The 23,543-nt window shown below is 59.4% G+C and carries 20 protein-coding genes; 6 read left to right on the top strand and 14 right to left on the bottom strand.

What is annotated here, in order from left to right:
- Positions 1–3: 3 nt before the first annotated feature.
- The 7 genes from AWB74_RS29600 to AWB74_RS29570 all read right to left on the bottom strand — a co-directional run bounded on the left by AWB74_RS29600 (position 4) and on the right by AWB74_RS29570 (position 8,642).
- Complete coding sequence (locus AWB74_RS29600; RefSeq protein ID WP_061150198.1) at positions 4–762, bottom strand: poly(R)-hydroxyalkanoic acid synthase subunit PhaE; 759 nt, start codon at positions 760–762, stop codon at positions 4–6.
- Positions 759–1,886 carry a zinc-dependent alcohol dehydrogenase family protein gene (locus tag AWB74_RS29595; protein ID WP_061150197.1) on the bottom strand — a complete coding sequence of 376 codons (1,128 nt, stop codon included), beginning with the start codon at positions 1,884–1,886 and terminating at the stop codon, positions 759–761. Before AWB74_RS29595 ends, AWB74_RS29600 begins: the two co-directional genes overlap by 4 nt.
- Positions 1,883–3,550 (bottom strand): acetolactate synthase large subunit, encoded by a 1,668-nt coding sequence (locus AWB74_RS29590; protein WP_087039280.1) that lies wholly within the window; start codon positions 3,548–3,550, stop codon positions 1,883–1,885. The genes AWB74_RS29595 and AWB74_RS29590 overlap by 4 nt, the downstream gene beginning before the upstream one ends.
- Before the next feature lie 316 nt (positions 3,551–3,866).
- Positions 3,867–4,796 carry a Gfo/Idh/MocA family protein gene (locus AWB74_RS29585; RefSeq protein WP_061150196.1) on the bottom strand — a complete coding sequence of 310 codons (930 nt, stop codon included), beginning with the start codon at positions 4,794–4,796 and terminating at the stop codon, positions 3,867–3,869.
- A gap of 33 nt (positions 4,797–4,829) precedes the next feature.
- A complete protein-coding gene (locus tag AWB74_RS29580) occupies positions 4,830–5,756 on the bottom strand; it encodes a dihydrodipicolinate synthase family protein (protein WP_061150195.1) in 927 nt (308 codons plus the stop codon).
- 54 nt (positions 5,757–5,810) lie between these two features.
- Positions 5,811–7,544, bottom strand: coding sequence for an IlvD/Edd family dehydratase (locus AWB74_RS29575; RefSeq protein ID WP_061150194.1), 1,734 nt, complete (start codon positions 7,542–7,544; stop codon positions 5,811–5,813).
- Positions 7,545–7,667: 123 nt separating this feature from the next.
- A complete protein-coding gene (locus AWB74_RS29570; protein ID WP_061150193.1) occupies positions 7,668–8,642 on the bottom strand; it encodes a LysR family transcriptional regulator in 975 nt (324 codons plus the stop codon).
- Here AWB74_RS29570 and AWB74_RS29565 point away from each other — a divergent pair.
- The 5 genes from AWB74_RS29565 (at position 8,599) to AWB74_RS29545 (ending at position 14,456) form a co-directional block, all read left to right on the top strand.
- Entirely contained in the window at positions 8,599–10,152 is a 1,554-nt protein-coding gene (locus AWB74_RS29565) for an aldehyde dehydrogenase family protein (protein WP_235024721.1), read from the top strand. The genes AWB74_RS29570 and AWB74_RS29565 overlap by 44 nt on opposite strands.
- A 65-nt stretch (positions 10,153–10,217) precedes the next feature.
- Positions 10,218–11,282, top strand: a complete 1,065-nt coding sequence (gene chvE, locus AWB74_RS29560) for a multiple monosaccharide ABC transporter substrate-binding protein (protein ID WP_061124969.1) — start codon at positions 10,218–10,220, stop codon at positions 11,280–11,282.
- Positions 11,283–11,401: 119 nt separating this feature from the next.
- Positions 11,402–12,931 carry a multiple monosaccharide ABC transporter ATP-binding protein gene (gene mmsA, locus AWB74_RS29555; protein ID WP_061150192.1) on the top strand — a complete coding sequence of 510 codons (1,530 nt, stop codon included), beginning with the start codon at positions 11,402–11,404 and terminating at the stop codon, positions 12,929–12,931.
- A gap of 1 nt (position 12,932) precedes the next feature.
- Positions 12,933–14,144, top strand: coding sequence for a multiple monosaccharide ABC transporter permease (gene mmsB / locus AWB74_RS29550; protein WP_061150191.1), 1,212 nt, complete (start codon positions 12,933–12,935; stop codon positions 14,142–14,144).
- 72 nt (positions 14,145–14,216) lie between these two features.
- A complete protein-coding gene (locus AWB74_RS29545; RefSeq protein WP_087039271.1) occupies positions 14,217–14,456 on the top strand; it encodes a hypothetical protein in 240 nt (79 codons plus the stop codon).
- 59 nt (positions 14,457–14,515) lie between these two features.
- Here the strand turns inward: AWB74_RS29545 and AWB74_RS29540 are convergent, their stop codons facing one another.
- From AWB74_RS29540 to AWB74_RS29530, 3 genes are read right to left on the bottom strand one after another with little or no spacing between them, the layout of a single operon-like run.
- A complete protein-coding gene (locus AWB74_RS29540) occupies positions 14,516–15,955 on the bottom strand; it encodes an aldehyde dehydrogenase family protein (protein WP_087039278.1) in 1,440 nt (479 codons plus the stop codon).
- 8 nt (positions 15,956–15,963) lie between these two features.
- A complete protein-coding gene (locus AWB74_RS29535) occupies positions 15,964–16,923 on the bottom strand; it encodes an NAD(P)-dependent oxidoreductase (RefSeq protein WP_200822047.1) in 960 nt (319 codons plus the stop codon).
- A 17-nt stretch (positions 16,924–16,940) separates the two neighbouring features.
- On the bottom strand, positions 16,941–18,341 hold the full coding sequence (locus AWB74_RS29530) for an NAD(P)/FAD-dependent oxidoreductase (protein ID WP_061150187.1): 1,401 nt from the start codon (positions 18,339–18,341) through the stop codon (positions 16,941–16,943).
- A 269-nt stretch (positions 18,342–18,610) separates the two neighbouring features.
- Between AWB74_RS29530 and AWB74_RS29525 the strand changes: the two genes are divergently transcribed.
- The gene (locus AWB74_RS29525; protein WP_061150186.1) at positions 18,611–19,657 is read left to right on the top strand and encodes a GlxA family transcriptional regulator; all 1,047 of its coding nucleotides are present in this window, start codon (positions 18,611–18,613) and stop codon (positions 19,655–19,657) included.
- Positions 19,658–19,673: 16 nt separating this feature from the next.
- Here AWB74_RS29525 and AWB74_RS29520 read toward each other — a convergent pair whose 3' ends face one another.
- The 4 genes from AWB74_RS29520 to AWB74_RS29505 all read right to left on the bottom strand — a co-directional run bounded on the left by AWB74_RS29520 (position 19,674) and on the right by AWB74_RS29505 (position 23,482).
- A complete protein-coding gene (locus AWB74_RS29520) occupies positions 19,674–20,024 on the bottom strand; it encodes a cupin domain-containing protein (RefSeq protein ID WP_061150185.1) in 351 nt (116 codons plus the stop codon).
- Between the two features lie 82 nt (positions 20,025–20,106).
- A complete protein-coding gene (locus tag AWB74_RS29515; protein ID WP_061150184.1) occupies positions 20,107–21,159 on the bottom strand; it encodes a proline racemase family protein in 1,053 nt (350 codons plus the stop codon).
- Positions 21,160–21,247: 88 nt separating this feature from the next.
- Positions 21,248–22,546: an MFS transporter gene (locus AWB74_RS29510; RefSeq protein ID WP_235024720.1), complete on the bottom strand. Its 1,299-nt coding sequence runs from the start codon at positions 22,544–22,546 to the stop codon at positions 21,248–21,250.
- 141 nt (positions 22,547–22,687) lie between these two features.
- Entirely contained in the window at positions 22,688–23,482 is a 795-nt protein-coding gene (locus AWB74_RS29505; protein ID WP_268811214.1) for an NAD(P)-binding domain-containing protein, read from the bottom strand.
- Positions 23,483–23,543 lie beyond the last annotated feature (61 nt).

The raw sequence follows: 23,543 nt of genomic DNA, 5'->3' as shown, positions 1-23,543 counted from the left end.
CTCTCAGGCATGGATAGGAATCTGACGCTGCAGCGATCGCACTTGCCGCCGCAACTCCGTCACCGTTCGATGTACCTCATCGACTTCGGTACGCGTCGGAATGTGATAAGCCTCACACCAGGATTCGGCTATCTCGCGTTCTTGCAATCGATACTCGGACGCCGTACGCAACATGACGGATTGCGCCTTCACGAATTCTTCCGAGCGATACGCTTCGATCAGCGTTTCGTTGGCTATCTTCAACCACCGGTCAGTCACACCGCGCCATGTATTCGGCGTTGCGCCTTCGCTCGTCGCGAGCGTCTTCATGAAACGTTCGAACGCAGTATTCCAGGCCCGTTGCACGATCGCCTGATAGGCAAGCACCGCTTCATCGCGCTTTCTCAACGCATGCTGCAATTCCACGAGCTTTTTGTCGAGGTCATAGAGCGTTGCGTACTTCGGCCCTTCGATGACATGCTGCAACGCTACGTCGAACGCGCCCGTGCCGTTTGCGCCCCAGCGCGCGGGCGAGAACATCTCGCGCAATGCAGTCGGCGTCCATGCTTCCGGGTCGACGCCATCCTTCGCAAATGCCGCCCATTTCTCGATCGACGCCTTCCAGGTTTCCGTCAGGTCGGCGAACTGCGCTTGCATGAACTGCGTCGTCTCTTGCGGGCTTCCGTCGGAAGACGCACCGCTGGGCGATGGGAACATCGACTTGAAAAACGTCTGTTGCAGCGTGTTCCATCCATCGGCCCAGCTTCCGTTTGCCTGACTCATTCGAACACCACCACCTGGCGAATTGCTTTGCCCTCGTGCAGCAGATCGAAACCGTGATTGATTTCGTCGAGGCGCAAGCGCCCGGTCAGCAGCTTGTCCACCGGCAGACGTCCCTGCTTGTACAGTTCGATGTAGCGCGGGATATCGCGCGAGGGCACACAGGTCCCGATGTAACTGCCTTTGACCGTGCGCTCTTCGGCAACCAGACTCACGGCCGGCATCGGCCAGCGCGCGGTCGATGGCGGCAAGCCCGCGGTAACCGTCGAACCGCCACGGCGCGTGATGTTGTACGCCAGATCCAGCGCGCGGATCGAGCCCGCGAACTCGAAGGCGAACTCGACGCCGCCCGAGCTCAGCGCACGGATATGCTCGACTGCATCTTCGCGCGAGGCGTTGACCGTGTGCGTGGCGCCGAGCGTTCGCGCCTGCTCGAGCTTCGCATCAGAAAGATCGACCGCGATGATCTGTCTGGCGCCCGCAGCTTGCGCGCCGATGAGCGCGGCGAGCCCGACGCCGCCCAGGCCGATGACAGCCACCGACGCACCCACGCGCACCTGCGCCGTGTTGACCACCGCGCCCACGCCGGTCAGGACCGCGCAGCCGAAGAGCGCTGCTTCATCGAGCGGCACCGTGGGATCGATCTTGATCACGGAGCGGCGCGACACCGTTGCGTACTCCGCAAAGACCGAGCAGCCGAGGTGATGATTGATCGCGTCGCCTTTGAGGCTCAGACGGCGGGCGCCGGAGAGCAGCGTGCCCGCGCCGTTTGCCGCCGCGCCCGGCTCGCACAACGCCGGCCGCCCTTCGGCGCACGGCGCGCAATGACCGCAACTCGGCACGAAGACCACGACGACATGATCGCCAACCTGAAGATCGGTGACGCCCGTGCCAAGCTGCTCGACGACGCCCGCTGCTTCGTGACCGAGCGCCATCGGCATCGGGCGGGGACGATCGCCGTTGATCACCGACAGGTCCGAGTGACACAGTCCCGCGGCGGCGATTTTGATGAGCACCTCATCTGCGCCAGGCGGTGCCAGCTCGATGTCTTCGATGGAAAGCGGGCGGGATTCGGCATACGGCGCTGCCACGCCCATCGATTGAAGAACGGCTGCCTTGATTCTCATTGCGTCACCTCTTCCATGACTCGGTTCTTGAGCTCTTCGACGAGCACGCGATTGTTCTCGGTATAGTCGACCGGCACTACCACCAGCTGCACGCCCCCTTCGCGATAGGCTGCATCGAGCGCAGGCACGAGACCCTCCGCCGATTCGACGCGTCTGCCCTTCGCACCGTACGCCTCTGCGTACTTCACGAAGTCCGGGTTGCCGAACGTCAGGCCATAGTCCGCGAAATCATCGACGGCCTGCTTCCAGCGGATCATTCCGTACGCGTCGTCCTGAATGATCAGCACGACGATATTGAGCTTCAGCCGCACGGCTGTCTCGAGTTCCTGCGAGTTCATCATGAACCCGCCATCGCCGCATACGGCCATTACACGGCGCTGCGGATACAGCAGAGCCGCCATCATGGCCGAGGGCAAGCCTGCGCCCATCGTGGCCAATGCGTTATCGAGCAGCAAGGTGTTGGCGCTGCGATTCCTATAACAACGCGCGAACCAGATCTTGTACATGCCGTTGTCGAGCGCGACGATGCCGTCCGCCGGCATGACCGCGCGCACGTCGTTGACGATGCGTTGCGGCGTCAGCGGAAAGCGCGACTCGGTCGCGCGATCCATCGTGCGCCTGAGGATGCCTTCTCGCAACGACGCCAATGCGCCCGCGTTGGGCAGCTTGCCTTCGACCCTATCGGCGAGACGGGCCAGACTCAGGCCGAGGTCGCCCACGACCTGTGCATGCGGAGAAAACACCTGCTCGACGATGGCCGGCGTGTAGCCGATATGAATGACCTTCGGCCCCTTCGGCCCCATGATGAAGGGCGGCTTTTCGACCGTATCGTGACCGATGGTAACGATCAGATCGGCGCGGTCGATCGCTTCATGCAGGTAATCGCGCTCGCTCAACGCGGCGGTGCCGAGCCAGAGTTCGCTGGCTTCATCGCTGCCGATTGCGGCAATGGTGCCCTTGCCCATCTGCGTGTTGAAGTAAGGAATGCCCGTCCGACGAATGAAACTGGTCAATTGGCCCGCGAGCCGGGGGCGATTGCTCGCCGCACCGAACATGACGAGCGGACGTTTCGCGTTTGCCAGCATCGTTGCGGCGCGATCGATGGCCGCGTCTTGCGCCACCGGCAACTCGACGGGATGCGGAGGAATCACGACCAGGTCATCGCTCACTTCTTCGCTTGCGACGTCTTCCGGCAACTCCAGATGAACCGGGCCCGGCCGCTCGTCTTGCGCGAGGCGGAACGCTTCCCGAACCACTGCGGGAATGCTCGCGCCGCTGACGATCTGACGCGAAGACTTGGTCAGCGGCTTCATCGTCGCCACGATATCCACGATCTGAAAGCGCGCCTGACGCGCCGTCTTGATCGGCTTCTGTCCGGTGATGAGCACCATCGGCATTGCGCCGAGGTGAGCATAGGCGGCGCCGGTGACCAGGTTCAATGCGCCCGGACCCAACGTCGCCATACAGACACCGGGCTTTCCCGTAAGACGGCCGTGCGTGGCCGCCATGAACGCGGCTGTCTGCTCATGCCGCGTCAAGATGAGTTCAATGCTGGAACGGCGCAGCGATTCGACGACGTCGAGGTTTTCTTCGCCCGGCACTGCAAAGATGCGGTCGACGCCCTCGTTCTCCAGCGCCTTCACGAACAGGTCGGATGCTTTCACGAACGGACTCCTTGTCTCCAAAATTTCGAAAATGAATATCTGAACATCGACGGAAGCTTTGCGAACACATGCCACAGTCCGAACGTTCGAGAACGTTTCCAGCGAAGAAGATAATTGATTTTGGCGACAGAGTCGCTCGCCCGCAAACGATGTATGCGTTCAACGTTGTGCGAAAGAGGAACGAAGTGGTTCTGAACTGACAAGTCAGACCGGCGCTCTCATGTGCGCGAGTCCGCGTGAACTTCAGGAAGGATGAGAACGACGATCGGCGGATCGTCGTCTTACGACAGTGCTTCCATTCGGCGCAACCGTATCTTCAAGACACAAAGGCTTCCGTTTCGATACGTCGACCAAGCAGAAATGCGTCAGCGACAAGGCGTAGCGGCCGCAAGTCGACATCATGCGAGTTCGCGCTGATAAGCGCGTGAAAACGCTCGTACAGGGCACGGTACTCTCGCTCTGGTTCGAGAGACACCGGTTCGCCGGAGATAATCAGACGCTTCCCCCCTTCGCGGATGGATAGCAATCCCGCATCCGTTTCCACGTCGATATCCCATTGTTCGACGGGACCGTGACGCCAGTCGAATTCCGCGATCACAGGGGCGCCATTGGTATCGATGCAGTCGAGTTGCGCAGCGATCGGCGTATGGGCATTACGCGGCACGACGAGCTCTGCGCCATGCAAGATCACTTCGCCAGGCAGAATCTCGGTGACGATCGACAGCGCATTGATGCCCGGATCGAAAACGCCCAAACCTCCCGGTTCCCAGATCCATTGTTGCCCCGGATGCCAGCGTCGCACATCCTCCTTCCAGCTTATTCTCACCTCACGAATCCGCCGGCCGCTGAGCCATGAACGAGCCGGCGCAACGGCGCTGGCGTAGCGGGAATGCCAGGTCGCGAACAAGATCCGGCCATTGGCGCGTGCGATCTCATGCAGGGCATTCACCTCGCCAAGCGTTGCGCCCGGCGGCTTTTCCAGCATGACGTGCTTGCCCGCTTCGAGGGCTTTGCGTGCCAGCGCATACCGTCCCTGCGGCGGAGTGCACAGGGAGACGGCATCGACTTCAGGTTCAGCATTCAACAACGAATCGATGTCGCGATAATTGCGTACGTCCTGTACCTCCGCGTGCTGGCTCGCGCACGCGACGAGCTTAAAGCCGGAACTATCGGCAATAGCGGGCAAATGTTGATCCCGCGCGATCTTGCCAATGCCTATGACGGCAAGCGAAAACACTGAAGTCATGTCTGGTTATCTCTAGGATGATGATGTCTGGTGTCAGGCCCAGCGCAGCACCAGCGGATCGAGCCGTCTGGCAATGTCGATGAGCTCGGCCCGCGTTTCGGGGTGCATCGCCGGCAGCGGGTGACGCGGACTTTCGCACGCGATGATCCCGCCTTCCTTCATCAGCGCTTTTGCCGTGAGCAGCCCCGCCTGACGGTTCTCGTGGTTTATCAGCGGCAACCAGCGCTGATAATGTGCGAATGCTTCATCGCGCTTTCCTTCATGAAACGCGGTGAGAATCGGGCGAATACCATCCGGGAATCCGCCGCCCGTCATCGAACCTGTTGCACCGGCATTGAGATCCGCAAAGAGCGTGATCGCTTCTTCGCCATCCCACGGACCTTCGATCGCCTCGCCGCCGAGCCGGATGAGCTCGCGAAGCTTCGCGGCCGCACCGGGCGTCTCGATCTTGAAGTACGACACCTGTTCGATTTCCCTCGCCATGCGCGCCAGGAACGTCGCGGAAAGCGCGGTGCCGCTCGCGGGCGCGTCCTGGATCATGATCGGAATCGTCAGGGCATCCGACAGGCGCGCGTAGAACTCGAATATCTGCGTTTCCGGAACGCGGAACGTCGCGCCGTGATACGGCGGCATCACCATCACCATCGAGGCGCCCATCGACTGGGCCTTGCGGCTGCGTTCGATGCAAACCTCGGTGCTGTAATGGCTCGTCGTCACGATGATGGGTACAGCGCCTTTGACGTGCTCCAGAATCGTATGTGTCAGGAGTTCGCGCTCCTCATCCGCCAGAGCGAATTGCTCTGAAAAATTCGCGAGAATGCACAAGCCGTCCGAGCCTGCATCGATCATGAAATCGACGGCACGCTTTTGGCTGTCCAGATCGAGCGCGCCAGATTCAGTGAAAGTGGTCGGCACCACAGGAAAGATACCGCGATAACGCGGCGTGCGTTGAGTAGTCATTGCTTGTTATCCGACAAGGTCTGTTCGATTGTTGATTCGAAGAACGTAAGTACGTTAATGCGAATGGCGCGGCACAGCAGCACCGCGGCAACCTACGAGGAAGTCGAGATCGCATCCTTCGTCGGCTTGCAGCACATGATCGACGTAGAGCCGCGCATAACCGCCATCGCCATGCACACGCGGCGGCTGATGGTCGCTCATGCGGCGAGCGAGCTCTTCGTCGCTGATGTCGAGATGCAGCGTGCCCGCGTCGCAATCGAGTTCGATCCAGTCGCCATCGCGCACGGCGGCAAGCGGCCCGCCCGCCGCCGCTTCGGGCGCGACGTGCAGCACCACCGTGCCATACGCGGTGCCGCTCATGCGTGCGTCGGAGATGCGCACCATGTCCTTCACGCCCTGGCGCAGAAGCTTCGGCGGCAAGCCCATGTTGCCTACTTCCGCCATGCCCGGATAACCCTTCGGGCCGCAATTCTTCAACACGAGCACGGAGTCCTTCGTCACATCGAGCGATTCATCGACGATGCGCTCTTTGTAATGCTCCAGGTTCTCGAACACGACCGCGCGCCCGCGATGCTTCAACAGTTCCGGACTCGCCGCCGAAGGCTTCAACACCGCGCCGCGCGGCGAGAGATTGCCGCGCAGCACGCGGATGCCGCCATCGTCGATCAAAGGATTGTCGAGCGTGCGAATCACTTCGTCATTCGTGTTCGGCGCGGTCTTCACGTTCTCCCACAGCGTCTTGCCGTTGACGGTGAGCGCATCGGGATGCGGCAAAAGATTCGCTTCGCCAAGGCGACGCAGCACGGCCGGCAAACCGCCCGCGTAATAGAACTCTTCCATCAGGAAACGGCCCGACGGCATCAGATCGACGATGGTCGGCGTATCGCGCCCGATGCGCGTCCAGTCCTCCAGTTCCAAAGGCACGCCGATGCGCCCAGCGATCGCCTTCAAATGAATCACTGCATTGGTCGAGCCGCCGATCGCGGCGTTCGTGCGGATCGCATTTTCAAAGGCTTCGCGTGTGAGGATCTTCGAGAGCGTCAGGCCTTCCAGCGCCATCTCCACGATGCGAATGCCCGACATATGCGCGAGCACGTAACGGCGCGCATCGACGGCGGGAATTGCAGCGTTGTGCGGCAACGATGTGCCGAGCGCTTCGGCCATGCACGCCATCGTCGATGCCGTGCCCATCGTGTTGCAGGTGCCAGCGGATCGCGACATGCCCGCTTCCGCCGATAGAAACTGATGCAGATCGATCTCGCCCGCCTTCAGCGATTCGTGCAGTTGCCACACCGCCGTGCCCGAGCCGATGTTCTTGCCGTCGAGCTTGCCGTTCAGCATCGGGCCGCCCGTGACGACGATCGCGGGCACGTCGCAGCTTGCCGCGCCCATCAGCAGCGCGGGCGTGGTCTTGTCGCAGCCGGTGAGCAGCACGACCGCGTCGATGGGATTGCCGCGAATCGCTTCCTCGACGTCCATCGCGGCGAGATTGCGCGTGAGCATCGCCGTCGGACGCAGATTCGATTCGCCATTAGAGAACACTGGAAACTCGACGGGAAAGCCGCCTGCTTCATAAACGCCGCGCTTCACGTGCTCGGCGATCTTGCGGAAGTGCGCATTGCACGGCGTCAGTTCGGACCATGTATTGCAAATGCCGATGATCGGCCGGCCATCGAATTCGTGATCGGGAATGCCCTGATTCTTCATCCAGCTTCGATACATGAAGCCGTTCTTGTCATTCGTGCCGAACCATTGAGCGGAACGGAGCGTGCGTTTTTTGTCAGACATGGATGTTCTCGAGAATGAAGGCAAGAGTCGCGAGCAAGATTAGCCGCGCCAGGACATATTGGTCCAATCACTTATTCAGCGTTCCCGATACCAGGATCGATATACGGGAAAACGCGCATCTCGTCACTCGCTCAATGCTCCCGCCGGCACGCCATAGACTTCGGCGGCAGCATCGCGCAACGCATGCAGGACAACGGACGCCGCCGGCGACAGCGCATGACCTTGTCGCGTGATGATCCCGAATGCGTCCATCCCGCAAGACAAGTCGATCGCGAGCCGCCTCAAGGTTCCGAAGTGCTCATACTGCCGCGCGACCTCGTCCGGCACGACGGCGAGCATGTCGCTTTGCAGCAGCAAGCTCGAGATCGCAAGGAAGTTATTGGTGTTCACGACGTTCTGCGGCGGATTCAGCCCAAGCTCGGCGAAAGCCATATCGATACGATGACGCAGCACACTGCCCGGTGGATGCAAGACCCATTCCGCATTTACGATGTCGCGCATGGTCAGGTCCGCTGCGTCTTCCAGCGGATGTCCCGGCCGCACGACCACGCAAAGCGGCTCATCGGCGATCGGTGCGTATTGCACCGAATCTTTCAATTGCCCATGTTGTTCGTGCACGCGGCCGATCATGACGTCGAGCTGACCCTGCGCGACGAGCGGCAGCATCACGTCCGATGTCTCCACCTGTAGCCAAATCTGCAGCAGAGGGTATTGCTCCTTCACGCGCCCGATGGCGAGCGGCACCATCCTCGCCGCCGCGGCCGCGATCACGCCGATACGCACCTGTCCCACCAGCCCGACCCGCAGCGCGGCGATCTCCTCCTGGGCCTTGTTGAGATTCGACAGAACCATGCGCGCATGACGGATCATCACTTCGCCGTACAGCGTCGCGTGCATGCCGTGCGGCGTGCGATCGAAGAGCCGCACCTCCAGCACATCCTCGAGTTCCTTCAACAATCGCGATGCGGCGGGCTGCGTCATGCCGAGCACATCGGCCGCGCGTCGCACATTGCCCTCCTCTTCCATCGCGGCAAGCAACAACAACTGGCGCGTCTTGAGGCGCGCGCGCACAAACCAGTTCGAATATCCCTGTCCCAACGCTGCACTCCGGTTTTGTTTTTTCCGACCTGCTTCGCCATACCCACTTTGGTATCGATGCTGGCAAAAAAGTGATTGGAAAGGAATCAGGGGCTTCCTTAGAATCCGACCGTCCATCTATGAGTCGGAAACGCGCCTCGACATGAAACGCGAATCGCACCTTCCTCTGGTACTGAAGCACTATGTGAACGGCGGCTGGACAACCAGCGCCACCACGGGTGTTTCCGTCAACCCGTCGGATCTCGATGAGCCCATTGGCGAATACGCGCGCGCCGACGTCCGGATGGTGGACGCTGCGGTCGACGCGGCGAGCGCTGCCTGGCGCGAATGGTCGCGGGCCAGCGCCGCCCGCCGTGCGCGCGCGCTCGATGCGATTGGCGGCGAACTGCATGCGCGTCGCGCGGAACTCGGTTGCCTGCTGGCGCGCGAACAGGGCAAGACCTTGCCCGAAGCAATCGATGAAGTCGTTCACGCCGGACGGGTTTTTCGCGTTTTCGCTGAAGAAGCCGCGCATCAGCCGGGCGAACCGCTGGGCGTCGTCGCGGTGATCACGCCGTGGAGTTTTCCGCTGGCGATCCCCGCCGCGAAAATCGCCGCGGCGCTCAGCGCGGGCAATTGCGTGGTGTTCAAGCCAGCCGAGCTCGTCTCGGGTTGTGCGTGGGCGCTGGCGGACATCATCGACCGTTCTGGCCTGCCAGCCGGAGTATTCAACCTCGTGCTGGGCAGCGGGCGCGTTGCCGGGGCGCGTCTCGCGGCCAATGAGAGGGTTCGAGCGGTGAGTTTCACCGGATCCGTAACGACCGGGACGAGCGTCTTGCGAGCCAGTGCCGCGCGTCAGATGAAGGTCGATCTGGACACGGGAGGAAACAGCGCGCTGATCGTGTTGAACGACGCGAACCTGAGCACGGCCGTCGATGCGGCCATCGAGGGCGCGTATGGCCTGAACGGGCAGCGTCGTGCGGCGTCGTCGAAGCTGATTGTCGAACAAGGAATTCGACATGCGTTCACCGATGCACTGCTCACCCGGCTTTCCGCGCTTCGCATCGATCATGCGTTGAAAAAGGGAACCGATATCGGGCCTGTGTCCAACGACAGCCAGTTGCAGCGCAATCTCGATAGGGTCGCGATGGCGATAAAAGAAGGCGCGGAGCTCATTCATGGCGGTCGCGCAATCGAGCGCGAGACGCGTGGGTATTTCATGGAGCCGGCGTTGCTTCTCGGCAAGCCCGAGATGCAAATCAATCGCGAAGATATCTTTGGACCGGTCGCGGTTGTTCTGGCCGCCGATGACTACGCTCACGCGTTGAATCTGGCAAACCAGACGGCATCGGGTGTTCCCGCGCCAGGCGCCGGGCTCTGCACGACGTCGCTCAAGCATGCGCGGCATTTCCGCCGCCATAGTCATAGCAACAGGGTAACGGTCAATCGGCCGACCACGGTGGCAGTTGGGTCAGACGCTGAATGTCGTCCCAGGTCAACGACGCTTCGCCATTCGCCACGCCTCTGTTGATGCAGCAGAGGCGGGCACCCCAGGCAGTCATGCATCAACTAAAACGTGAGACACCAGGAGACAACATGAAATCGCTAAAACTAATCACCGCTACCCTCGCGCTGGCTCTTTGCGCCACTGCACCCTATGCCAACGCCGAGGACAAGGGCGTCGTAGGCATCTCGATGCCCACCAAATCGTCCTCGCGCTGGATTTCCGACGGTCAAAGCATGGTCGATGCTTTCAAAGCCAAAGGCTATCAAGCGGATCTCCAGTATGCGGAGGACGAAGTCCCGAACCAGATTGCCCAGATCGAGAACCTCATTACCAAGGGCGTAAAGATTCTCGTCGTCGCGCCGATCGACGGCACTACCCTCTCGAACACGCTGAGCAAGGCTCAGGCGCGCGGCATCAAGGTGATCTCTTATGACCGCCTGATTCGCGGCACGAAGGACGTCGACTACTATGCGACGTTCGATAACTTCGGCGTCGGCGCGATGATGGCAGACTCGGTGGTCAAGTCGCTCGACCTGAATAACCGGAAGACGCCCGCGAACGCCGAAATCTTCGCGGGCTCGGCTGACGACAACAATGCGCACGTCGTCTATGACGGCATGCTGTCGGTGATCAAGCCGTATATGGACAACGGCAAGCTCGTCGTGCGCAGCAAACAGCTTGCCTTCGACAAGGTCGCCACGTTCCGCTGGGACGGCGCCACGGCTCAGGCTCGCATGGACAACCTTCTCTCCGCGTATTACGGCAATGCGCATGTGGACGCCGTGCTGTCGCCGTATGATGGCATCAGCGTCGGCATCATTTCGTCGCTCAAGGGAGTCGGCTATGGCACGGCACAACAACCGATGCCGGTCATCACCGGACAGGATGCCGAAATCCCGAGCGTGAAAGCGATCATTCGCGGCGATCAGAAGACCACGGTTTTCAAGGACACCCGCGAACTGGCGAAGGCCACCGTCGAAATGGCTGACGCAGTGCTCAACAAGAAGACCGTCCCGGTCAATGACACGAAGACCTACAACAATGGCGTGAAGGTCGTTCCCACCTACCTGCTGAAACCCGTTCTGGTCGATAGCGGCAACTGGAAGACGACACTCGTCGCGAGTGGCTATTACAAGGAAGCCCAACTGAAGTAAGACCCGGTTGCGTCGTCATCACACAGGCTTGTGCGATACGAACGAGCTTCGAATGATTTGCCGGCAGGGCATCCGTCTGGATGCGCCTGTCGGCGTCCAACGCCACTGGTTAGAAGGTCATGGATACGATTCTGGAAATGCGTGGCATTCAGAAGAGCTTTGGCGGCGTCAAAGCTCTGAACAACGTGAATCTATCGGTCCGCGAAGGCCAGATTCATGCGATTTGCGGAGAAAACGGCGCCGGCAAATCGACGCTCATGAAGATCCTGAGCGGGGTTTATCCGCATGGGACTTATGAGGGAAAAGTCGTCTATCGCGGAGAGGAACGCAAATTCGCCGGCATCCACGATAGCGAACGCGCGGGCATCATCATCATTCATCAGGAACTGGCGCTCGTGCCGATGCTCTCCATCACCGAGAACATTTTCCTCGGCAATGAACAGGCAAAGAGCGGCGTGATCGACTGGGAGTCATCCTACGCGAGAACCCGGCAACTGCTCGCGAAAGTCGGCCTCAGCGATTCGCCCGATACCCCGGTAGTCACGCTCGGCATCGGCAAACAGCAACTGGTCGAGATTGCGAAAGCATTGTCCAAGGAAGTCAAGCTCCTGATTCTCGACGAACCGACCGCGAGCCTCAACGAAAAGGACAGTGACACGCTGCTTACGCTTCTGATGGAGCTGCGCGAGCGGGGCGTGACCGCCATCATCATCTCGCACAAGTTGAATGAAATCTCGCGGGTGGCCGACGCCATCACCGTCATTCGCGATGGCTCGACCGTCGACGAACTCGACTGCAAGGCGCAAGCGATCAGCGAAGACCGCATCATCAAGGCAATGGTCGGACGCGAGATGAACGACCGCTATCCGCCGCGCACTCCGCAGATCGGCGAGACGATGTTCCAGGTCAGCGATTGGAGAGTGCGTCATCCGAGTCAGACGGATCGCATCGTCATCAAGGGCGTGAACTTCCATGCAAAACGGGGCGAAGTCGTCGGCATAGCCGGGCTGATGGGCTCCGGACGCACCGAACTCGCGATGAGCGTATTCGGCCGCTCTTACGGCAAGAGTATTTCAGGCTCCGTCAGGCTGAACGGAAAAGAAGTCGACGTCTCAACGGTGCCGAAAGCAATCAAACACGGACTTGCGTACGTGACAGAGGACCGCAAGGGCGCGGGCCTGATTCTGGAAGACAACATCAAGCAGAACATCTCGCTTGCCAATCTCAAGGCGATTTCCCGCTTTACCGTTGTCGATGAGCATAAGGAAAACGCGATTGCGTTGGACTACAAGCAAAAGCTGCGCATCCGATGCCACGATATCCGTCAGAAAGTGGGCAATCTCTCCGGCGGCAATCAGCAAAAAGTCGTGTTGAGCAAGTGGCTGTATTCGGCACCCGAGGTACTCATCCTGGACGAACCTACACGCGGCATCGATGTGGGCGCGAAATACGAAATTTACACGATCATCAATCAGGCGGCCAATGACGGCAAATGCGTCGTCATGATTTCTTCCGAGATGCCCGAATTGCTGGGCATGTGCGACCGAATTTACGTCATGAACGAGGGCTCCATCGTCGGCGAAATGCCAGGCGCCGAAGCGAGCCAGGAAAAAATCATGCGTGCCATCATGAGAAACGGAGCCAACTGAAATGCGCGAGACTCTTCCAACTTCCGTGACGCCTGAAGCGAAAGGCCGAAACACGGAATACACCCAATCGATCAAGCGCGGACTGCGCGAATATGGCCTCGTCGTTTCGCTGGTCATCATCATGGGATTCTTTCAGGTGTCGACGAACGGCACCTTGATGCAACCGCTGAATCTGACGAACCTGGTTCTTCAGAATAGCTATATCGTCATCATGGCCCTCGGCATGTTGATGGTGATCGTAGCCGGTCAGATCGATCTGTCGGTTGGTTCGACATCGGGATTCATCGGCGCGCTCGCGGCGTTGCTGATGGTCCAGTGGAACATCAATCCCGTTCTCGGAACGCTCATCTGCGTGGCCGCAGGCGCATTGATCGGCGCGGCACAAGGCTATTTCGTCGCGTTCTGGCGGATGCCGTCGTTCATCGTGACCCTCGCGGGCATGCTTGTGTTCCGCGGCCTCACCATCACCCTGCTGCAAGGCCAGTCGATCGGGCCCTTCCCCGACGTGTTCGCCATTGTCAGCTCCGGCTTCATCCCGGATTTTTTCAACGGACAGAACCTTCGAATCACTTCGCTTCTGCTCGGCCTTCTCGTTGGTCTCGCATTCTTCTATATCGAATCCCGTCAACGGAGCAAGGCGGCGAAGCATGGGGTCGATAGCGGATCGTTCGCGATGTTCATCGTCAAGAACGTCGTGCTTACCGCGTTCATCGTTTATTTCAGTTATCTGCTGGCGTCCTATCGAGGCATGCCCACGGTGCTCATCATCATGGGTGTGCTCATCGGAGCCTATACCTTTGTGATGAACCGCACGACGATTGGGCGGCGCATCTATGCAGTAGGCGGCAACGTGAAGGCGGCGAAGCTCTCCGGCGTCAACACCGAGCGCATCTCGTTCTATGCGTTCGTCAATATGGGCGTCCTGGCAGCCCTCGCCGGTCTCATCTTCGCCGCACGTCTCAACAGCGCGACGCCGAAAGCCGGTACGGGTTTCGAGCTGGATGTCATTGCAGCATGCTTCATTGGCGGAGCGTCTGCATCGGGAGGCGTCGGGAAAGTGATGGGTGCGGTGATCGGCGCATTCATCATGGGCGTGATGAACAACGGCATGTCGATCATGGGTATCGGCATCGACTACCAACAGGTGATCAAGGGATTGGTCCTGTTGGCGGCGGTCTTCATCGATGTCTATAACAAGAACAAGATCGGCTGACGAACTCCAGGCCTGCGACTCGATTGGAACTGTCAGTGCTTCCTTTGGCACAAGAAACGATGGGAGACGAAAATGTCATCGACTTACAGCGGAATGCTGGACAGTCTGAGTGTCACGGATCGCAGGTTGCTGGCCGATGCGTTAGGCGCGCTGCTCAGGGAACGGTCCTGTGCCTTGCAAATCGCGGTGGAAGTCGCATCGACCAAGGGGCATCGCACGCCAAGCGTGGATGACTTCGGCTTGCCGAACATCCTTCGAATGACCCGGCTGTTCACGCAGCCGGAGTCGACGCTCGATCTGCGAGAGGCTTGATTGCGAGTAGTTCAGATCGATCGTCCCAGATGACGATCGATCAAAGACACGCTGCCCGCTCAGGCCAATTGATAAGTGGTCTTCACTCGCGTAAAGAACTGACGGGCATAAGTCCCCTGCTCGCGCGGCCCCAAACTGGAACCGCGATTTCCGCCGAACGGCACATGATAGTCCACCCCTGCCGTGGGCAGATTGACCATCACCATGCCGGCAGACGAGCGCCGCTTGAAATCCTCCGCATACTTCAACGACGTCGTCACGATACCCGCTGACAGCCCGAACGGCGTATCCTCCGCGGCCGCCAGTGCCGCTTCGTAATCCGTCACTTTGAGGACGGCCAATACCGGTCCAAAGATTTCTTCCCGGTAGATTTTCATCTCCGGCTTCACATCGGTGAATAGTGCCGGTGAGAAATGATAGGCGCCTTTGTGATTCTCCAGATGCTTCCCGCCGCACACCAACGTTGCGCCCTCCCGCAAGCCCGACTCGACATAGGAGAGGTTCTGCTTGAGCTGGCTCGGATCGACGACCGGTCCGATATCGCTTTCGGGACCGCGTGCATCGCCCACACGAAGCGCGCGAGTACGCTCGGCGAGGCGCTGAACGAACGCATCATGGATACCGGCTGTCACGATTACGCGCGAGCTGGCCGTGCAACGCTGCCCCGTGGAATAGTACGAACCGTTCAATGCCACTTCGACGGCGACATCGAGATCGGCATCATCCAGCACGACGAGCGGATTCTTGCCGCCCATTTCCAGTTGCACACGGATCATGCGTTCAGCGGCAATTTGAGCAACCTGACGGCCGGTGGATTCAGAGCCGGTGAACGTGATGGCGTCGATCGATGGAGAACGCAGAATGGTGTCGCCAACGACTCGTCCGGGCCCAATCACCATATTGAATACGCCGGCCGGCAGACCGGAACGAGAGATGATATCCGCGAGTGCCCATGCCGACGAAGGAACGAGTTCAGCCGGCTTGAACACGACAGTGTTACCGTAGGCCAGCGCCGGCGCGATCTTCCACGCAGGAATGGCAAACGGGAAATTCCACGGACTGATGACGCCGATCACCCCAACGGGCTGCGTGAACACATCGACACTCACGCACTCCCGGACGGAATCGTACTTTTCGCCTTTGGCGCGCAGCGCTTCCTGCGCATAGAACTTGAACGAGTGACCGGCGCGGTCGACTTCGCCCAGCGCTTCGCGCACGATCTTGCCCTCCTCCCGCGCGAGCAGTTCGGCGAGCTCCGCACGGCGCGCGAGGATCTCACTGCCGATCCGATCGAGAACATTGGCGCGCAGTTGCGGGCTGCTCGTACTCCAATCGCGAAATGCGGTCTTTGCAGCGCGAATGGCCTTTTCCGTCAGCGCTGCGTCGGCACGCGCAAACCGGTCGACGATATCCGTGGGCTGCGAAGGATTGCGATTCTCGAGGATATCGGCGTGGCTTTCTGCTTCGACGAAGGCGCCATCGATAAAGCTGGTTTTGATGTCGGAGGTCATGCGGGTACCTTTTGAATGGCATATTGAGGCACATCACCGTTCGCGAATTGAACGATGTTGTTGAGCGCCTTGTCGATCAGACCTTGCATGGCGTCTACGCTGCTCCAGGCGACATGCGGGTTCAAAATGAAGTTGTCCAGATCAATCAGTTGAAAGATAGGATCTTCAGGATTGACGGGCTCATTCACCAGAACATCGAGCGCGGCGCCGCCGATCGTGCCGTCGAGTATTGCGTCGATCAACGCTGCTTCATTCACAATGCCGCCTCGTGCGGTATTGATCAGAATGGCATCGCGCTTCATCTGCGCGAGTTCTTTCGCGCCGAGCAAGTCGCGTGTTTCGGATGTGAGTGGCACGTTGAGAGAAACCACATCGCTGATCGCGAGAAGCTTCGCCAGCGGAATGAACTGCTCGCCTTTGAATTCACCGCCCTTGTCATAGAACCAGACCTTCATGCCCAGGCCTCGCGCCAACTCGCCCAGCCGACGAGCGATGACGCCGTTCCCGATGATCCCGAGCGTCTTGCCGCCGACATCGCGGATACGGAAGTCGAAATAGATATTTCGCGGCGACTCTTCGCCACGATGAATCTTTTGCATCAAACGATGATAGCTCGACGGCTTGCGCAGCAATTCGAACATCATCGCGATGCTGTGCTCCGCAACAGTGTTCGCGGCATAGCCGGGCACATTCGTCACGACGATGCCATGCTCACGGCAATAGTCGACATCGACGATATCGATACCGGTCAGCGCCAGCGAAATCATCCTGAGCCTGGGCAGTTGCCGCAGATGCTCGGCACGCAACGGCACGCTGCAGGTCAGTGCAATGGTGGCGTCTTTCAGTCGCGCGACCAGATCCTGCGGTGACGTGTAGTCATGGCTGGACCAGGTGTGCGCGAAAGGCAATCGAGGTACTTTCACCGAAGGCGCAATGCCTTCGTCGTCGAGAAACACAACGTGATGTGACATGGTTATCCCTTCGTAACGACTTTTTTGGGCGCGTAACCGGCAGGCGCGAGCGAGGTCAGGAAATTGGTCAGCGGGTCTGCACCGCGATCCTGATCCTCCAGCGATTCCTTGCGAACCAGCGCATCGCGCACCATGCGCGCGCCAACGAAGCGGAACGGCTCGGGCGGCAGCAGCTTCATCTTCTGATCGACCAGCCCGCAGTTGGACCATTCATCGTTGGCCTCCTCGACTAGCGACTTGATGATGCGGCTCGCAAACACCGTGGGGCCCACGCCGGCGCCGGAAAAACCGATACCGAAAACAATGTCGCGGTGGCCGCCCAGATAGCCGAAGTTCGGCAGCCCCTTCATGGCGCGATCCAGCGGCCCCGTCCAACTGCTGACGATGGGCACGTCGGCCAGTTGCGGATAGAAGGAGCGCATCTCGGCGGTGACGCCATCGATCGCCGGGCATGGCTTGTCATAGAGATTGCCGATCCGCGAGGCGAATGCGAATTGCCCCAGGGGCTTGCCGAACACGATGCGACCGTCCGGCGTATTGCGCCAGTAGTTGAGCACCGTGCGCGAGTCGCTCACGCAGACGCCGGTCTTGAAGCCCGTTGCATCGAGCCGTGCCTTCATCGGCGCGGTTGCGATCATGTCGCTCGACATGACGACGAACATACGCTTGAGCTCGGGAAATTGCGCGCCCCAGGCATTCATGGCGATGACCACTTTGCTGGCCCGGACCTGGCCGCGCGCAGTGTGCACGACCGGCGGCTTGCTGCGTTCCAGGCGAGTCATCGGCGTCTTTTCATAGATGCGCACGCCCAGCTCGATCGCCACGCGGCGCAGACCGCGCGCCAGCATGGCCGGCTGCACGGTGGCGGCATTCGGATCGAAAATGCCCGACAAGATACGCGGAGAGCCCGATTTGTACCTTGCCTCCTCGGGGGTCAGCGTCTTGAACGGGTTGACGTGATACTTTGCCAGGCTCTCGGTCAGCACCAGCCAGGAGTTATGCTGGCGCGGATTGCTCGCAGTCCACAGCCAGCCGTCCTTGCGGAACTGCGCATCGACGTCGTGCTCGCGGCAGAATTCGCCGATTTCATCGATGGCCGATTCCGCGGCTTCGCAAATGCGCCGCGCCTCGGCTTCGCCGCAAATACTCATCAGCGAAAGATACTTGGCCCACCAGTTATTGACGAAACCACCGTTGCGTCCACTGGCGCCAGAGCCGCAGCGATCCTTCTCGACGATCACGATATCCAGGCTCGGCCTGGCCTTCTTCATGCGGATCGCAGACCACAGCGCCAGATAACCGCCACCGATGATGCACACATCGGCATGCGTCGTTCCTTCAAGCGCTGGCGCCAAGGCACATTCACGATCCAGCGCCTGCGCATACCAGAAACCTCGGTACATATGCTTTGCCCCGAAATAGATTCAAATCAGGGACCGATTTTCCCGATGTCGAGACCAGCGGGATATCACGCGAAGGACAGTTTTTAGAATGCGCCGTATAACCCGCACTGGGGCTTTCCCTAGGCCATAGACGGACATGTTCGCTCGTACGGCGGGCAGTCTCGAGATGGCAGTAGTATTATATTTTTAGGTCTATCTGCAACATACAGGACAGCGACAACGTCATACACTCCGAGTGCAGGGCGTACCGGGCCTTCCGGAGATGAGCGATGGAAATAGAAGACGAAAACGATGGAGACGAGAGTCCAGAATCCGCAGATTCGCCGCCGACTCGGCCGGATCTGCGGGTAGGGTTCATTCTCATGAATCAATTCACGCTGGTCCCCGTGGCCGGCCTGGTTGATTCGTTGCGATTCGCCGCGGATAAGTCGTTCCGCAGCCGGCAGATTTACTGCAAGTGGGACTGGATGACATGCAACGACCGGCCTATCGCGGCGAGTTGCGGCATGCCGATCTTGCCGACGAAGCGCTTGGAGCAGCTCGAATCATACGATTACATCGTGCTCGCGGGCGGACTGCTGGGAGAAACAAGAGATCCGCCTGACTGGCTGCTGGATGTGCTGCGCAACGTTCATGCGGCCGGCGTGCCGATCATTGCACTGTGTTCCGGCTCTTTCGTGCTCGGCAAAGCAGGTTTGCTGGACGGCCGGCGATGCGCCGTCCATTTCACGATCCGCGAAGAATTCCTGCAGCGGTTCCCTTCCGCCACGGCATTGATCGACAAGAGCTATGTGGATGACGGCGGGATCATTACGTGTCCCGGCGGAACGGCTATCGATCTGGCCGCCAACATGATTCGCCGTCATTGCGGCGAGATTCGCGCGCAGAAGGGCCTCAAATATCTGCTGGCAGACACGGCCCTCGAGAAAACATCGGAAGTCCAATCCGACACTGAGCCGCATGTTTATCAAAACGATATCGTGCGGAAGGCGATTGCGTTCATGCGGATCAACCTTGGCTCGGCGGCGACGCTGAAAGAGGTCGCGGACCATGCCGGCACGAGTCCTCGGCAATTGCATCGCGCGTTCCTCAACAACACCCACGACGCGCCCGCGAATTACTGGCGAAAGCTCAGACTCGAGCACGCGCGGAAACAGCTGGCGGATACGAGCAGAAATGTCACCACCATCGCTATCGAGTCTGGTTTCTCCGATGCATCGCATTTCATTCTCTGGTTTCGAAAGCAGTATGGGGAAACGCCCTCTGCTTATCGGAAGCGTCGGCATGAAGTGGAGCGATTGTTAGGGTCCACCTGAGTCGCTCAAACCCACCTCAGAACAGAACGTAGGTTTTGCGAAGCGTCTCGCGAATATCCCATACGCCTTCGCAGTTCGCCGGAAACAGCACCGCATCGCCGGCACGCAATTCCACCGGCTCGCCGCCATCCGGAGTGAAGACGCACCAGCCGCTGACGATATGGCTGAACTCACGGTTTTTCAGATGGCGACGGAAAACCCCGGGCGAACTTTCCCAGACACCCACACCAGCATCCACTTCAACCGCATCCTGATGCTGCGCCGTGCTTTGACTGGCAACGACATCGCCCACGGGCAATTTCGCCGGCTGGGGTTGCCCCATAGCGGCGCCTTCGGCATTGCGAACGACAGTAAGAACTTGAATCATGAGATAGCCTTGTGAATTTCAGGTGACGCGACCGCCAGAACTCCCGTACTGGCGGATAACTTTCGATCGATTCGATGGGATATCAAGCCCAGATATCGCCTACGGTAAAGCCCTCCGTGAACGGATCGTCGTGATCCAGAACGAGGGTGTTCAATCCGTAAATCCAGCTCGTGCCCGTGATGGTCGGAACGACTGCGGTCTTATCGCCGATGGTCGTTTCCTCCAGGAGTCGTCCCGTGTACACGTTTCCGATGATGCTCTGGTGACGGAAGTCCTTGTTCAGCGGCAGTTCTCCCTTCGCGTGCAGGACAGCCATCTTCGCGCACGTACCGGTACCGCAGGGACAGCGGTCCAGCGCGCCCGTCCATGTAGTGGGGTCGTCCCAGGAAAAATCCCCCGACGCCATCGTCACCACGTTCTTCCAGTCCGCATTGGGATCATCGGTCGGGCCGGACAACTGGGTAATGGTGATGCCGACTCCCGGATAGTCCGGATGAGCCACCGGCAATTGCTCGATGGCGGCCTCTCTGATCATCGAAGAAATGCGCGCGATCTCCGAACCATGCTGAGGAATCAGTTCAAGGCCTTTGAACTGCCGGACATCGGCGATGACGTAGAACATGCCGCCCCAACCGACATCGACCGTCACCTTGCCCAGGTGCGGAACGTGGATCACTGCGTCCAGATGCGCGGCGAAGGCCGGTACGTTCTGGAAGGTGACGTTCTTCACTTTGCCATTCCTGCACTCGGCTTTTACACGGATCAGCCCGGCAGGCGCTTCCAGAATCAGTTCCGTGACAGGCTCCTTCATCGGGAGCATGCCCATCTCGAGGAGAACCGTCACCACGGAGATGGTGTTGCCGCCGGACATGACGGGGTACTCGATCTGCTCCATGATGATGTAGCCCGCGTCCGCTTCGGGATGAGAAGGCGGAACGATGATATTGCAGCAGTGCGCCGGATAGCCGCGCGGCTCGCGCAGCATCAGCTTGCGCAATTGATCGTCGTTCTTTTCCAGCCACTTCATCTTTTCATAGACGCTGTTGCCAGGGATGTGCGGCACGCCGCCGGTGATCACGCGCATAGGCGTCCCGGCGTGCGTGTCGACCGCATGAATGGTTCTCTTGAATGACATGTTTTCTCTCCAACCCGGGCTTTTGAAAATCGCAAGCTGGGCAAATGAATTTCAGCCTGATGAAAGCGTGAATCAGGTGCTCAGGGCGTCATGACTTGCGAAGGGAAGCCGCCTGCTGAAGATCCAGCGAACGGGTTTCCGGCGCCATCAAGATGGCTACGAGCATGCCTGCCATCGAGACTCCAAAAGCCGCCAACATCGTATTGCCGATACCGATCGAATTGAGCGAGATTGGCACGAGGTACGTTCCCATCGCAGCACCGACTCTCGAAAGCGAAGTCGCCAGACCGACTGCGCTACCCCGCACTTCCGTCGGGAAAAGTTCGTTCGGGTACACGTATTCCAGAACCTGGGCCCCGCCAATGAACAACGCGTAGCCGCCGAACAGCAGCAGCGTCACCAGCGCCGAACTGTTGGGGAAGAGTCCAAGCAACAACAAAGACAGACCAGACCACAGGAAGCTGTGAATCAGCAGATTGCGTCGCCCCAGGGGGTTGATGAGCTTCAGCGCCACGAGGCAACCTACGGCGAAGATGACCGTGATGGCCACGGAACCCCAGGACGCCCGATCACCCGTCAAATCGAATGCTGCAAGAATCCTTGGCGCGAACGAATAGATTGCGAACACGGGAACGATCGCGCAAGTCCAGAACATGCTGACAAAGAAAATGCGCTTGCCATAGCCGGAATGAAACAAGGACCAGACCGACAGATGTTGTTGGGGCGTGACTTCGTGCAGGTTGCGCACGGAATACTGCGTCCCATACACCTTCTTGATGACCTGGTCGGCTTCGGAAACCCTGCCCTTGCTCAGGAGCCAACGTGCAGACTCGGGCGTACCGGCTCGCAGCATCAGGAAGATGGCGCCGGGGATCGCCGCGCTGGCCAGAGCGAATCGCCAGGCGTCGGGGCCGGCGGATCGCATGATCATCTCGCCGAAAATATATGCCGCCGATGCACCGACGAACCACATCATTACCAGGCTGGCCAGGAGGGAACCGCGCTGCTTTCTCGGAAGGAATTCAGCCAGCAACGATGTGGCAAGCGGGTGATCGGCCCCGATCGCCATGCCCAGCAGCAGCCGCAGCCCGATCAACTGCCAGGCGGACGTGACCCAGTACTGCCCCAAGGAAAAAAGCGCGAGCGCGACGAGAACCAGCAGGTATAGCGTTTTTCTGCCGAGCTTGTCGGTGACGACGCCACCAACGAAACCGCCCAGGAACATGCCGATAAGCGACGATGCCGCGATCAAGCCCTCCTGGACGGAGGTCAACTGCAAAGCGTGACTCATTTGCAGCATCACCACGCCGATGATGCTCAGAATATAGCCATCCAGAAACGGGGCGGCAGACGAGTAAAACGTCAGTCGCTTATGGAAGCTGTTCAAAGGTGCATCCTCGAGAGAAGCCACATCTCGATCGGCTCTTATGTCTCCACCAACTACGCTCGAATTTAACATTCGTTTTCCTAAGTGTATAAGTAACTTGAATGACTATCGTCGATAATTTTATGTTCTATAGTTATCGGGCTAGTGCGCTTCCGGATCACCTCTGCCGGACTGAGTCAAAAGCGCGTCGAATACGACTTCACATGCTGCGTTCCAGGCTGCGTTGGCCTGATGCAATTCGAGCATCTCCAGCCCTTGTGCCGTGAAGGTACCCGGCGTCGCTATGGATTGACCAAGATCCCGGATCGACAGCGAATCCTGATGCCTGGCATACGCTGCACAGTCTTCCATACTGCTAGTCACGAGCGCTCTGGCGCGTTCTGGCGGCAGCCCTTTTTCGACCAGCCAATGCTGCAAGTCGTGCAGCAGGAAATAGAACCAGCCATTCATGCACGCGCTGACAGTCGCAAGTTCAAACTCGGTTTCACTGGCCAGGACAACAAGATTGCCGAGCGAACGGAGCAGCGTCTGCGCTTCCGGATCTGCCGGAAAAATGGCGACCGTCGCGCGATTGATTTCAGCGGCGTAAGACAATATGGCTCGTACGCAGCATTGAATATCGAAGAGCCGACGCAGTTCAATGACCGATACACCGCTCGCCAGGGATATCAATTTCTGGTCCCTTCTCAGCGTGACTTGCTGTGCAAGTTCAACCAACTGTTTAGGCCGCACTCCAATGAGTACGATGTCGGCCGCATCCACGACGGCCTGATTATCAGGCATGACGTGACACGAAAACTCCCTGGACAGCGCGCAAGCTTTCTCACGACCGCGGGGCGACAGGAAGACTTCAATCTCGCCTGCGTCGTGAAGCAAACCGCGCACCATCTTTTCGGTGAGATCTCCCACGCCGAGAACACCTAGGGAAACGCTGATTAATGAGTTGTCGGGTCGGCTTGAAGATCAAGAGGCGTCGGAGCTTCTTGATAACGAATCG

This window comes from Caballeronia arvi, from assembly GCF_001544695.2.
In the GTDB taxonomy this organism is placed as follows: Bacteria; Pseudomonadota; Gammaproteobacteria; order Burkholderiales; family Burkholderiaceae; genus Caballeronia; species Caballeronia arvi.
This window is presented reverse-complemented; position numbering and strand designations above follow the sequence as displayed.